This window comes from Micromonospora sp. DT31, from assembly GCF_049841795.1.
Taxonomy (GTDB): Bacteria; Actinomycetota; Actinomycetes; order Mycobacteriales; family Micromonosporaceae; genus Micromonospora.
The window spans coordinates 1-12,937 of sequence record NZ_JBNCKZ010000021.1 but is presented as its reverse complement, the minus strand read 5'-3'; the positions used below and the strand labels follow the sequence as shown (position 1 = coordinate 12,937).

The window sequence follows — 12,937 nt, the reverse complement described above, 5'->3', positions numbered from 1 at the left end:
ACCCCCGGGCCCCCCCCGCGGCGCCGCGCGGGGGCGGCCGGGGGGCGCCCCCCCCCCCCACCCGGCACCGGGGGGGGGGGGGGGGGCCCCGGGGGGGGGGGGCCCCCCCCCCCCGGCTCGGGGGGAGGAAAGCTCAGAGATCGCCGAACGTGTCGTAGCGGATGTTCGCCGGCGGAACGTCGTCGGCGGCGAGCGCCCGCAACGTCGCCCGGACCATCGCCGCCGAACCGGACACGAAGCAGTCGTGCGTGGTCCACGGCCCGTACCTGGTGACCACCTCGGAGATGTCCCCCAGCTCGCCGCCGAAGTCCGGGTCCTCGCTGCACGCCGGCGTCACCGACAACCACGGGTGGGTCGCCACCAACTCCTCCAACCCGGGCAGCCCGTACAACTCGTCCGGGCGACGGGCACCGTAGAAGACGTGCACCCAGCGGGTCCGGTTGACCCGGGTCAGCTCCTCCACCAACGCCTTGATCGGCGCCAGCCCCACCCCGCCGGCCACGCAGAGCACATCCCGGGTGGAGTCCGGGTCCAGCGTCATCGAACCCATCGGCGCGGCCACCCGCAACAGGTCACCCGGCCTGGTCCGGCGGACCAGCGCGCCGGAGACCCAACCCGCCGCCCCGGGGGGCGTGCGCACGTGGAACTCCAGCACGTTCTCCTCGTTCGGCGCGTTCGCCACCGAGTACGTCCGCCACACCCGCGGATGGTGCCGGGGTGCCTCCACGCTCACGTACTGGCCGGCCTGCCAGGGCAGCGGGTCCTGCAACGCGCGTACGGTCAGCACCGCCGTGTCCGGGCCGTACCGCTCGTGCGTGAGCACCTCGGCATGCCAGAACGGCGGGTTCGTGTCGGCCGCCGCGCCGGCCAGCATCCGCTCGCTGATGCCGGCGTACGCCTCCCGCCACGCCTGGTCGTACTCCAGGTTCCAGCCGTCCCCGGCGGTGCTGCGCAGCGCGTCGAGCAGCGCGACCCCCATGGTCGCGTAGTGCTCGGCCGCGACGTGGTACTTGCGGTGGTCCCGGCCCAGGGCGCGCAGGTACTCGTCGAAGCTCTCCGGGTCGTCCACGGTCTGGGTGGCCGTGACGATCGCCTCCAGGATGCGGTCGCCCTGCCCGTTCATCTGCACCGGGAAGAGCTTGCGCAGCTCCGGGTCGAGGAGGAACAGCCGGGCGTAGAAGTGGCCGCTGAGCCGCCCCCGGTGCTCCTCGACCAGGGTCCAGCTCTCCTTCAGCAGCCGCGCGAAGTTCTCCACAGGGGCACGCTCCTTCTCCGTACGGGCGGATCGGCCCGGATAGAATGTCCACGGAGCGTGTACATCGGTCGCACAATCTGTGCGACCGGCAGGTCCGGCCGCCGAAGTGCTTTCATGGTCCGGTGACGGTTGACGAGCGGGCCCGTCCGGTCTCCCGCCGGATGCTTGGCACCGAGACGCTGCTCGTGCTCGGTCTGTCCCTCGGCCAGTCCGCCGTGTACGCGCTGGTCTCGCTGATCGCCAAGCTGACCGCCTCGGGTGGACTGTCGAAGCAGACCGCCGCGCTGAACACCTCCGCGTCGGCCCGGCCCTACCTCGACCTCACGTACCAACTGCTCGGGATCGTCTTCGCGCTGCTGCCGGTGCTGCTCGCCGTGCACCTGCTGGCGCGTGACCCCGGCGACCCGGCCCGGACGCTCGGCGTCGACTTCCGTCGGCCCGGCTCCGACCTGGGCCGGGGCGTCGGCCTGACCGCGCTCATCGGCCTGCCCGGGCTGGCCCTGTTCTGGGCGGCGGCGCAGCTCGGCCTCAACGCCACGCTCGTCCCGGCCGCCCTGCCGGACCTGTGGTGGACGGTGCCGGTGCTCATCCTCGCCGCCGTGCAGAACGCGGTGCTGGAAGAGGTGATCGTGGTCGGCTACCTGATCACCCGGCTGCGGCAGCTCAACTGGCGGCTGGGCGCGGTGCTCGCCACGAGTGCCCTGCTGCGCGGCTCGTACCACCTCTACCAGGGCTTCGGCGCGTTCGTCGGCAACGCCGTGATGGGCGTGATCTTCGGGCTGGTCTACCTGCGCACCCGCCGGGTGGCCCCGCTGATCATCGCGCACACGCTGCTCGACGTGTTCGCCTTCGTCGGCTACGCGCTACTGCCCCGATCCTGGTTCGACTGGCTCTGAGGCGCGGCCGGGCCGGTACCGGGCGACCGCCCGCGCGGCGACCCGCCCGGCGGCCGCCGTACCACCGGTCGCCGCCGCCAGCGCCGCCGCGCCCGGCAACCACCGCGCGGCCAACCGCAGCCCCAGCCACCCGCCCGCCTGCGCGGTCACCGGCATCGCCAGCCGCCCGGCCGCCTGCGCCACCCGGCCCCACGGCGCGCCCACCGGCTCGTCGGCCGCCCGCGCGGCCGCCAACGCCGCCCGAGCCGTGCCGTCGTCCGGGTGCACAAGCGTCAACACCAGCAGCTCCACCGCACGATCCGGGTGGGCCGGGTCCCGCCCGTACGCGGCGGCCAGGTGCAGCACCAGGTTCGCCTGCGTCCACAGCACCGCGGCCAGCTCCGCGGCCGGCGCGAACAGCCCCGCGCCCGCCGCCAGCGCCCCACCTGTACCGGCCAGCCGGACGAACCGGCGGGTGGCCAACCGGGCCACCCCGTCCGCGTCCGCGTGCGGGTAGGCCCGCCGCACCTGCTCCACCCAGGCCGCGGCCCGCGGCCCGAGCACGTCCACCGCCGCCAGGGCCAACAACTCCGGTGCGAACCCGGGGTGGTCCCGCAACCGCGGCCCCACCGCCCGCCAGCCCACGATCGGCGTACGCGGGACCGGCGCCCAGCCGGCCCCGGCTTCCGCCACCGCGATCAACGGTTCCTCGGTGGTCGCCTCCGTGATCGGCGGCTCCTCGGGGGCCGGCACGATCGGGGCGACGTCGTCGCCGCCGGTGGGGCCGGCAGTGCCGCCCGGAGTTGGCCGCGGCACCCGCTCGACGGCGTCGCCGGGTGTGGCTGCCGCGGTGCGCTTCGCCGGGCCGGTCTTCGCCACACCGGTCTTCGCTGCGGGCGCGGCCCTGGTGGTCCGGCGCGCCCGTGCCGGCCGGGGCGCGGCCCCCGGGTCCTCCGCCACGACCGGCGCGGCTCCGCCCGGCGGCGGCCCGCTCGCCGGTGGGGCGGTGAACTCGGGCGGAGCGGTCGCCTCCCCGACCCGGGGAGCCGCCTTCCGGGCGGCCTTCCTGGCCACCGGTGCGGTCTTCTTCTGCGCGGGCGCACGCCGCGCGGGCTTCGTCGTCTCCGGCGCGACGGTTCCCGCCGACTCCGGTGCCGCCTCGGCGGTTCTCGCCGGCTCTGGTGCCGCCTCCGCCGGCGCGTCCACGACCGGAGATTCCCTGGCCGACGCGTGCTCGTCCGCCTCCGGTGGCGGCTGGGGTGCCCCTGCCGCGGGCGGCTGCGTACCCGGATCGGCAGCCGGGCGCGGGCGTGGCGGTGCGGCGGTGGTCGGCGTCGGCGGCTGGAAGACGACCGAGGGCGCCGCCCGGCGCGGACGCCCGCGCGTCGGGGCGTCGCTCGTCGGTTCCACCGGGGTGGCCTCCGGCGTCGGCGGCGGATTGAAGGCCGGTCGGGCGGAGCGGCTCCGCCGAGGCTTGGCGGCGGGCTCGCGACGGGGTGGCTCGCTCGGCGGCTGCTCCTGCATATCGATGGAGCGTAGCCCTGCACGTGATCCGGCACACGGTGAAACACCTGCGGCTCGGCCGGCGGCGGATAGTCGTTTTGCTCCCGGCGGGTCCAGGCCTGTATCCTCGGGCACGGTGACCTACGGGTCACCAGGGAGACTTCGCCTAGTCTGGTCTATGGCGCCGCACTGCTAATGCGGTTGGGGTCTTAAAGCCCCTCCCGGGTTCGAATCCCGGAGTCTCCGCGCGAAAGCCGGTGTGTAGACTGGCCGAGCACCAGCGCCCGTAGCTCAACGGATAGAGCATCTGACTACGGATCAGAAGGTTAGGGGTTCGAGTCCCTTCGGGCGCACACAGTTGAACAGGGAAAACGCACAGGGCCGGTCGCTTGCGACCGGCCCTGACAGCAAACCGGTGACAGCAACGTCATTCCGGGGTCCCCTCATCGAGCAGGCCGCCGAGCTGATCCAGCGCCCCCCGCTTGTCGTCCAGGCTCACATGCCCGTAGACGGTCATGGTCATCTCCAACGTGCTGTGCCCCACGATGTCCATGACGGTCCGGGGCGGCACGCCCAGGGCCAGCAGGACCGAGACGCAGCCATGCGGAAGATCATGCAGCGGGATCGCCGGCAGCCCGGCTTCGGCGCACTGGTCCTGCACGAGCCGAGTGCAGTTGCGCGGATCCAGCGGCGTGCCGATCGGAGCTGTGAAGACGTAGCCCAGGCTCGGCCACCTCGCCCCGAGCGCCAGGCGTTCCGCCTCCTGGCCCCGCTGGTGATCCTGCAGCGCCCGCACGACCATCCCTGGCAGCGGCACCTGACGGTGCCCGGGTAACCCGATACAGTCAAGATCGTGAGTCTCGTGTTCGCCGACCGCGGCCTGCATCTCGGCGTACTGAACGCCCTGCTGACAAGCGGTGTGGTCGCCGAGGCCGACCTCATCGCGATCGTCGAGTCGACCGGCCCGGACGGCCCCGACGACGGCTATCCGGGCCCCGGGCCACGTCTGGCGGCGTCGCTGGGACTCCTGCACGCCGTCGCGGTGCCCGCCGCCGAGGTCGCCGCGATCACCCACCTGTACTTCGACGGCGGCAACGAGATATACATGCTCATCGAGCAGACCCTGGACATCGACACCGGTGGCGAGACCGACGACTACCAGGTGCTCTCGCTGGACGGCATCCAGGCGCTGTCGGGTCTGCAGTGGTTGGACCTGGACGGCCACGGCTACCGCTCGACGGGGTTGGACCTGACCCCGCTGACCGGCCATCCGAGCCTGTCGAGACTCTGCCTGACCGGATTCTGCACGCAGGCGGCGGTGTTGGATTCGCTGCCGCGGCTGGAGAACCTGGACGTCCACTACGCGAGCCTGGACGATCCGGAGGTCCCGGACCGCCTGGCGGCTCGCGGCGTGACGGTCCGCCACAGCTGGCGCCGTTGACCACACCGCCGGGCCGGGCAGCCTCCGCGCCCGGCGGCGACGGCGGCCGGACGGGGTCAGGGCGGCGGCGGTCCGGGCAGGGTGGGCGGGGTGGTCCGCGTAGTTGTGGTGGTGACCATCGGCGGACGCTCTCCTCGGTCTCGGTTCCCGCCCAACGGGCCAGGTCTCCCCGGGCGTACAGGTCGTGTGTCCCGCGCTTGCCGGTCGGGGTTGGCGCCGGCCGCGCGCGATGTGGACCACCGCGCCGCACCGCCCTCGCGCACTGCCCGTGCGCGAGAAGGTGCGCATCCCGTCTTGACTGTGACGTCGGGCGTCGGCTGCCCGAGCTGACCCTGCTACGTCACGATGGCGTTCCCGTGCCGCCGGCCACACCCGACGCGTGGACGGTGCTCTACTGCTTCCCCGGCGCGTTCGCGCCCGGCACGCCGGGCCCGCCGCCGCACTGGGCGGACATCCCGGGCGCGCTCGGCTGCACCCTCGAATCCACCACCTACGCCGCGAGCTCGCCGCCTTCGCCGCGCACGCCGCGCTGCCGTTCCCGCTGCTCTCCGACGCCGACGGACGGCTCGCGGCGGCGCTGCTGCTGCCCACCTTCCGTGCCGCCGGCACCGACCGGTTCAAGCGCACCACGCTGCTGCTCGACCCCACCGGAACGGCACGCGCCGTCCAGTTTCCGGTGACCGATCCCGCCGGCTCGGTCAGCGAGATGCTGCACCTGATCCTGGAGCGCTGATCGAGAGGTCCAAGCGGGCAGTCGTCTACACCGACTTCACCGACGAGCTGGGCGTGCCCGCGGTCGTCACACTGAACGACATCAAGATCGGCACGGACTTCGAGCGGTTCCGCGCCAAGGCCCCGAATCTCCTGCGCGCCTGCGAGGACCACCTGGCGTTGCAGAAGCTGCGTCGCAACAAGCAGCACTCCCCGACCGACCTCGGCGAGCTGGAGTGGTCGCGGCCGACCGGCCGGTCTTTCCGGAAAACTTCCGGAAAATCATTGACGTGTTCGAAACGCCGCTGCAATACTCCGAGCACGAGTGGCATCAAGATCTGTCGATTGAAGCCATGCGTCGTCAGGTATCACCCGTCCCAAGGAGGACCTGCGCATGTACGCCAGCATCGGCTCCCGCCGCCCGTCCGCTCCCCGAACATCGCGTCTCACCGTCCGGCTGGCCGTGCTCGCCTCCACCGTGGCGCTGACTGCCGCCGGTCTCGCGGTCGCCGCCACTCCGTCCAGCGCCGCCACCTGCAACGGGTACGTCGGCCTCACCTTCGATGACGGGCCGACCGGCAGCACCAGCGCACTGCTGTCCGTGCTGCGCGCGAACAGCGTACGGGCGACCATGTTCAACGTCGGGCAGAACGTGCAGAACAACCAGTCCGCCGCACGGGCCCAGGTCGACGCAGGCATGTGGGTGGCCAACCACAGTTGGAACCACGCGCACATGACCTCGATGAGCCAGAGCCAGATGCAGTCGGACCTCTCCCAGACCAACTCGGCGATCCAGTCGGCGACCGGGGTCCGGCCGCAGTTGTTCCGCCCGCCCTACGGGGAGACCAACTCGACCCTCCAGTCGGTCGCCACGTCGCTTGGCCTGCGCCAGGTGATCTGGGACGTCGACTCCCAGGACTGGAACGGCGCCAGCGTCAGCCAGATCGTCTCCAACGCCAGCCGCCTCCAGGCCGGCCAGGTGATCCTGATGCACGACGGCATTCAGAACACCCGCGACGCGATTCCGCAGATCGTCGCCAACTTGAGCAGCCGCAACCTCTGTCCGGGGATGATTTCACCGAGCACCGGCCGAGCGGTGGCCCCGGACGGCACTCCGCCGCCGACCACTCCGCCGCCGACCACTCCGTCGCCGACCGGCACGCCAACCACTCCGCCTCCCACCGGCGGGTGCACAGCGACGGCGACGACCCCCAACGTCTGGGGTGACCGGTACAACACCTCGGTGACGGTTCAGGGGGCCAGCAACTGGACCGTGGTCGTGGCGGTGACCGCGCCGCAGCGGATCGTCACCACCTGGAACGGCACCCCCAGTTGGGATAGCACCGGTTACGTGATGACGATGCGGTCCAACGGCAGCGGCAACACCTTCGGCTTCACCACGATGATGAACGGCAACAGCGGCGCCAGAGCCCAGATCCGCTCCTGCACCACGGGCTGATCCCGGTGGCCCGCCCAGGCCACCGAAAACGGCTCAGGCGGTCCGGGCGGGTGGCTGTGATGTGAGCGTGGGTACGGAGCTGACAGAACAGGCAAGGCCAGCACGCACCGACCAGCAAGGCGGGTGATTCCCGGGCGCGACCGACGGTGCGAGCGCCGAAACATGGGGGTTCAGCTTCCCGACCGCGCGTGGCTCGGCCCTGAGCAGCGGACTTGACATTCGGGCATCGCCCCGTCGCGGGGTCCGAGCTGCGGAACCGCGGTTCGGACCCTGTCCGGCCTGTCCGGCCTGTCCGGCCTGTCCGGACGGTGGGTGTCACGTGGGTGCGGTGTGGGTGCGGCCGCGTTGCCGCGAGTTGGCCGGTTCGTGACCTGGGTGCCTGCCGTCGGCTTCCGCTTTGCCGAGGCCGGATCACCTGTTTTCGACCTCGCCTCGGGGCGCTCGTGATGGTCTGCGGTTGGGCCGATTCCTGCGAGGCTGGCTTTGATTTTTGCGGGTGCGGCTCAACTGGGCAGGGTTTCGATCGGCTGGCCGGTGAGCGTGGCGATGAGGTCGAAATCCTTGTCGGCGGCCAAGACGGTCAGTCCGGTCTTTTCGGCGGTTGCGGCGATCAGCAGGTCGGGGATCGACGGGGCACGGTGTTGGCCGCGGTCGGCCAGCAGCATCTGCACTTCCAGCGCCCGGTGCTCGATTACGGGTGTCACCACCCCCGCCCGCGTCAACTGCCCGGCACTGCCGCTAGCTGGGCCTTCGCCGTGGTGCCGCCGACGCCACGAGGGACAGTCGCCGAGCCTCGACCACCTCATCTCCGTCGAGCGCCACCTCGACCGGCAGTTCCCGGCCGAGGAAGGCGACCAGGCTGGCGGTGAGGCCGTACGCCCCGACGTTGGGGATGGCGAGCACCTGACCCACCGCGGGCCGGGCCACTGTGGCCGAGCGGCTCAGGATGTCCAGCGGGGAGCACAGCGGGCCGACCATGACGGTCGGTGTGGCGGTGCCGTCGCCGTCCGGGTCGGTGGGTTGCGCGGCCGGGGCGAGCAACCGGCCCAGCCCGTGCATGCCGCCCAGGGCGTTGATCCCCGCGTCGCAGACGAGGTACGTGTGCGGGCCGCTGGTCTTGACGTCGAGAACCGTGGTGAGCAGCGTCCCCGACTCGGCCACCAGGTGGCGGCCGGACTCCACCACCACCCAGGGCTCGCCCGACCGCCAGCCCGGCAGCGAACGATCGAGCAGCCGGGTCAGCTCGTCGCGCAGGCCGCCGTAGTGCGGGCGGTGACCCGGTGCGGCGTACGGCGCTCCGAAGCCACCGCCGATGTCGATCGTCGTGGCCGTGAAGCCGGTCTGCTCGGCAGCCCACACCGCCGTACCGATGTTGGTCTCCAGCTCGGTGAGCAACGCCGCCTCGTCCGGCACATTCGTCGCCGAGAAGATGTGGAACCCCACCGGCCGGGCGCCGGCTGCCGGCCGCAGCAACTCCGGGGTGGACACCAGGTCGGCGGAGTCGACGCCGAACTGGGAGGGACCGCCGGTCATCCGCAGGCCCGCGCCACGGCGGCGACCCGGGGCATTGATCCGTACCAGGTATTCCACGCCGGTGTCGCCGGCGGCGGCAACCAGCCGGTCGCGGTCGGTGAGCGACTCGATGGAGAAGCGCCGGACTCCGTCGCGGATGGCCGAGGCCATCTCCTCGGTCGTCTTACCCGGGCCGGTGTAGAGCAATTCCGTGGTCGGCGCTCCGATCCCGGTCGCCGCGCCGACCTCCCCGACGGAGCTGAGCTCGAGGCCGGCCCCGGCGGCGGTGACCGTACGCAGGATCGCCGGGTGCGGGTTCGCCTTCGCCGAGTACAGCAGCCGGACCTCGTCGGGCAGGGATCGCCGCAGGCCGTCCACGGCGTCGCGGACCGCGTCGAGTTGGTACGCGTAGAGCGGGGTGCCGTAGTCGCGAGCCAGTTCGTCGAGGAGACCCCGACGTCGGTCGGCCGCCAGCCTGCTGTTGCCGATCATCGTCCGCCTTCGTCGTCCGGATGGCTCCAGGCTCGCCGAGGGTACGAGCCGTTACCAGGCGCTGCCACTGGCCGGCTTCGGCCGCCGGATCGGGCCGCCGTGCCGCCGGGCGCTCCCGACGGTCGTGACCGGCGGCCTCCCCATTCCGTCCCGGTGGCGCCGGTACTGGCCGCAACCGGCAGGCAGCACGATGCCACCGGTCCGCTCTGGACGGGCTCGGGAAGGGCAGATGAGACTTCCGGGGAATCGATGGCTCGACTCACCGGGGACCGGAAGACGAGTCTGCCGGCTGCTCGGTAACGCGCGACGCCAGTCATGGCCCCGGACTCGCTCTCCCGCCATCCTCGCGTACCCGGGACGAGGATCAGTGAGGCATCACATGAGTGGACGCGACAACCGCCGGGCCGACGATGTGACGGCGGTTCCGGACGAGCCGGTCGCGATCATCGGACTGGCCTGCCGGCTGCCCGGTGCGTCGAGCCCGGACGGATTCTGGGAGCTACTCGCCGCCGGACGCGACGCGATCATCGAGGCCCCCGCCGAGCGGTGGGATCCCGCGGTGCTGCCCACCCCCCGCTTCGGCGGTTTCCTCGACGACGTCGAGACGTTCGACGCGGCGTTCTTCGGCATCCCGCCGCGGGAGGCCGCGGCGATGGATCCCCAGCAGCGACTTGTGCTGGAGCTGAGCTGGGAGGCGCTGGAGCACGCCCGGATCGTGCCCGATCGGCTGCGCGGCAGCCGGACCGGCGTGTTCGTCGGAGCCATCGGTGACGACTACGCCAGCATGGTGCACCGGCGCGGTGCCGCCCTCATCGACCGCCACACATTCGCCGGCCTGCACCGCAGCATCATCGCCAACCGGGTGTCCTACCGCTTCGGCCTGCGTGGTCCGAGCCTCACCGTCGACGCCGCCCAGTCGTCATCGCTGGTGTCGGTGCATCTGGCGTGCGAGAGCCTGCGCCGGGGCGAGTCGACGCTGGCGCTCGCGGGTGGGGTCAACCTCAACCTGACCGCCGAGAGCACGCTGAAGGCCGACCGTTTCGGGGGACTGTCCCCGGACGGCCGGTGCTGGACCTTCGACGCCCGGGCCAACGGCTTCGTCCGTGGCGAGGGCGCCGGTGTCGTCGTTCTGAAGAAGCTGTCACAGGCTGTCGCCGACGGGGATCCGGTCTGGTGCGTGATCCTCGGCGGCGCGATGAACAACGACGGCGAGAGCGAAGGCCTGACCGTACCGAACCAGCGGGCCCAGGAGGACGTCCTGCGCGCGGCGTACGCGCGTGCCGGTGTCGACCCCGCCGCGGTCCAGTACGTCGAACTGCACGGCAGCGGCACGGCCGTCGGCGACCCCATCGAGGCGGCAGCGCTCGGTGCCGTGTTCGCCGCCGACCGCCCTGCCGCGGACCCCCTGCTGGTGGGCTCGGTGAAGACAAACATCGGGCACCTCGAAGGTGCCGGCGGCATCGCCGGCCTGATCAAGGTCGCGTTGAGCATCGGGTACGGGCAGATCCCGGCCAGCCTGAACTTCGACACCCCCAACCCCCGCATCCCGCTTGACGAATGGCGGTTGCGCGTCCAGGCGGGCCCCGGGGCGCGGCACTGGGCGGACCGGCCCCTCGTCGCCGGCGTGTCCTCGTTCGGCATGGGCGGCACCAACTGCCACCTGGTGCTCGGCGGGGCGCCCCGGGAGGCGAGGCCGGCTGTCGACGACCCGGCCGTAAAGGCGGTCGATCCGTCTTCCGGGCCCGCCGCCGCTCTCGCGCCGTCGGTCGATTCCACGGAGACCGAGTTGGCGTGGGTGCTGTCGGGTCGTTCGGTGGCCGCCCTGCGGGCAGGAGCCGAACGGCTGGCCGGCTCGGACGTGGTCAGCGGAGACGGCGCAGCCGCGCTCGCCGACGTCGGCTGTTCGCTGGCACAGTCCCGAACGGCGTTCGAGTGGCGCGGTGTCGTGGTCGGTGCCGACCGGTCCGCCATGCGGGACGGGCTGGCCCGGCTGGCCACCGGCGCGCTCTCGACCGACGTGCTGAGCGGATCGGTCGTCGACGGGCCCGGCCCGGTCCTGGTCTTTCCCGGTCAGGGCGCGCAGTGGGCCGGCATGGCGGCGCAGCTGTGGGAGACCTCGCCCGTGTTCGCCGCCCGCATGGCCGAGTGTGAGCGGGCGCTGGCTCCGTACGTGACCTGGTCGTTGCGCGAGGTGGTGCGGGCGGTGCCGGGCACGCCGGGCCTGGACCGGGTGGACGTGGTGCAGCCCGCCCTGTGGGCGGTGATGGTGTCCCTGGCCGCGATGTGGGAGTCGGTCGGTGTCACGCCGGCCGCCGTGGTGGGACATTCCCAGGGCGAGATCGCCGCGGCCGTCGTCGCCGGGGTGCTGCCCCTCGGTGACGCGGCGCGTGTGGTGGCGTTGCGATCACAGGTCCTGGCGTCGGCCGCCCCGGGCGGGGCAATGGTGTCGGTCGGCCTACCCGTCGAGCGGGTATCGGCCCGACTTGCTCCCTCGGTCTGGGTCGCGGCGGTCAACGGCGTGGCGTCGACCGTCGTGGCGGGCACCGTCGAGGCTCTCGCCGACTGGGTGCCGGGGTTGGAGGCCGACGGGGTGCGGGTCCGGTGGATCGAGGTGGACTACGCCTCACACACTCCGCTGATGGACCCACTGGCGGCCCCGCTCGCGGAGCTGTTGGGTGAGGTGCCGACGGTGTCGGGGCCGCTGCCGCTGGTCTCGTCGATGACCGGGGACGTCGTGGAGGGGTCTGCCCTGGGCGCGGGCTACTGGTTCGACAATCTGCGGTCCGCGGTCCGGTTCGATCGCGCGGTGACGACCCTCATCGGGCAGGGGCACCGGCTTTTCATCGAGTGCAGCGCACACCCGATCCTGACGCAGGGCATCGAGGAGTTCCTCGATGCCGCCGGGTGTGCGGGAGCGGTGGTCGGGACGCTCCGGCGGGGGGAAGGGGATCTGAGCCGGTTCCGGCGGGCGGCCGGCGCCGCGTGGGTCCACGGCGCGCCGGTGGACTGGGCCGGACTGAATCCCCCCGGTCGTTCGGTGCCCCTGCCGACGTACGCGTTCCAGCGGGAGCGGCACTGGTTGGCGCCGGCTCCGCACACCGACGAGGACCGGTTCTGGACGGCCGTGGCCGGTCAGGACCTGGCAGCGTTGACCGAGACGCTGGATGTCGGCCTGGACGAGCGGGCCGCGCTCGGATCGCTGCTGCCGGCCCTCGCCGACTGGCGTCGGCGACACCGTGCGCTTCCGGCTGCCCCCCGGGAGGCCGCTGACAGTCCTGCCCCGGTCCGGTCGGATTCGCGGTTCGCCGGCCTCGGCGTCGAGGAACGCCGGCGTGCGGTCCTGGCGGTGGTGGGGGCTGTCGCGGCGGAGCTGCTCGGGCACTCCAGCGCCGACGACGTGGCCGTCGACCGCACCTTTAAATCGATGGGAGTGGATTCACTGGGGGCGGTGGAGCTGCGGAACCGGCTGAGTGCCGCGACCGGGCTGCGGTTGCCGGCCACCCTGGTCTTCGACCATCCCACCCCGATCGCGGTCGCCCGGTACGTGACCACGGCCCTGACCGGCACATCCACCGCCGGCTCGGCCGACCAGGCGCTGCCGGCCGCAGCGGCCGACGAGCCGATCGCGATTGTGGCGGTGAGTTGTCGGTATCCGGGTGGGGTGGATTCGCCGGAGTCGTTGTGGGATT

At 72.4% G+C, this 12,937-nt stretch carries 10 protein-coding genes and 2 tRNA genes; 7 read left to right on the top strand and 5 right to left on the bottom strand.

The features are described 5' to 3' along the window. Window positions 1-133: 133 nt before the first annotated feature. The gene (locus ACLQ2X_RS24935) at window positions 134-1,255 is read right to left on the bottom strand and encodes a globin domain-containing protein (RefSeq protein ID WP_425683500.1); all 1,122 of its coding nucleotides are present in this window, start codon (window positions 1,253-1,255) and stop codon (window positions 134-136) included. A 161-nt stretch (window positions 1,256-1,416) separates the two neighbouring features. Here ACLQ2X_RS24935 and ACLQ2X_RS24930 point away from each other — a divergent pair, with 161 nt between their 5' ends. Then, window positions 1,417-2,151: a CPBP family intramembrane glutamic endopeptidase gene (locus tag ACLQ2X_RS24930; RefSeq protein WP_425683555.1), complete on the top strand. Its 735-nt coding sequence runs from the start codon at window positions 1,417-1,419 to the stop codon at window positions 2,149-2,151. On the opposite strand, the gene ACLQ2X_RS24925 is transcribed toward ACLQ2X_RS24930, so the two are convergent. Continuing rightward, window positions 2,119-3,336 carry a hypothetical protein gene (locus ACLQ2X_RS24925; RefSeq protein ID WP_425683499.1) on the bottom strand — a complete coding sequence of 406 codons (1,218 nt, stop codon included), beginning with the start codon at window positions 3,334-3,336 and terminating at the stop codon, window positions 2,119-2,121. The two genes, ACLQ2X_RS24930 and ACLQ2X_RS24925, sit on opposite strands and share 33 nt — an antisense overlap. 452 nt (window positions 3,337-3,788) lie before the next feature. Between ACLQ2X_RS24925 and ACLQ2X_RS24920 the strand changes: the two genes are divergently transcribed. Beyond that, a tRNA-Ser gene (locus ACLQ2X_RS24920) sits at window positions 3,789-3,879 on the top strand. A gap of 34 nt (window positions 3,880-3,913) precedes the next feature. Further along, window positions 3,914-3,986: transfer RNA gene (locus tag ACLQ2X_RS24915), tRNA-Arg, on the top strand. A 74-nt stretch (window positions 3,987-4,060) separates the two neighbouring features. Here the strand turns inward: ACLQ2X_RS24915 and ACLQ2X_RS24910 are convergent. Then, the gene (locus ACLQ2X_RS24910) at window positions 4,061-4,429 is read right to left on the bottom strand and encodes a tyrosine-type recombinase/integrase (protein WP_425683498.1); all 369 of its coding nucleotides are present in this window, start codon (window positions 4,427-4,429) and stop codon (window positions 4,061-4,063) included. A 57-nt stretch (window positions 4,430-4,486) separates the two neighbouring features. Between ACLQ2X_RS24910 and ACLQ2X_RS24905 the strand changes: the two genes are divergently transcribed. From ACLQ2X_RS24905 to ACLQ2X_RS24895, 3 genes are all read left to right on the top strand, one after another. Continuing rightward, a complete protein-coding gene (locus ACLQ2X_RS24905) occupies window positions 4,487-5,074 on the top strand; it encodes a DUF6892 domain-containing protein (RefSeq protein WP_425683497.1) in 588 nt (195 codons plus the stop codon). A gap of 379 nt (window positions 5,075-5,453) precedes the next feature. Next, entirely contained in the window at window positions 5,454-5,807 is a 354-nt protein-coding gene (locus tag ACLQ2X_RS24900; RefSeq protein WP_425683496.1) for a hypothetical protein, read from the top strand. A gap of 372 nt (window positions 5,808-6,179) precedes the next feature. Next, on the top strand, window positions 6,180-7,244 hold the full coding sequence (locus ACLQ2X_RS24895; protein WP_425683495.1) for a polysaccharide deacetylase family protein: 1,065 nt from the start codon (window positions 6,180-6,182) through the stop codon (window positions 7,242-7,244). 503 nt (window positions 7,245-7,747) lie between these two features. On the opposite strand, the gene ACLQ2X_RS24890 is transcribed toward ACLQ2X_RS24895, so the two are convergent. Both ACLQ2X_RS24890 and ACLQ2X_RS24885 read right to left on the bottom strand, forming a co-directional pair. Continuing rightward, window positions 7,748-8,050, bottom strand: a complete 303-nt coding sequence (locus ACLQ2X_RS24890; protein ID WP_425683494.1) for a PIN domain-containing protein — start codon at window positions 8,048-8,050, stop codon at window positions 7,748-7,750. Beyond that, complete coding sequence (locus ACLQ2X_RS24885; RefSeq protein ID WP_425683493.1) at window positions 7,983-9,248, bottom strand: type III PLP-dependent enzyme; 1,266 nt, start codon at window positions 9,246-9,248, stop codon at window positions 7,983-7,985. The genes ACLQ2X_RS24890 and ACLQ2X_RS24885 overlap by 68 nt, the downstream gene beginning before the upstream one ends. 379 nt (window positions 9,249-9,627) lie before the next feature. Between ACLQ2X_RS24885 and ACLQ2X_RS24880 the strand changes: the two genes are divergently transcribed. Then, window positions 9,628-12,937: type I polyketide synthase (locus ACLQ2X_RS24880; RefSeq protein WP_425683492.1), on the top strand; the 3,310-nt coding region annotated here is incomplete at its 3' end.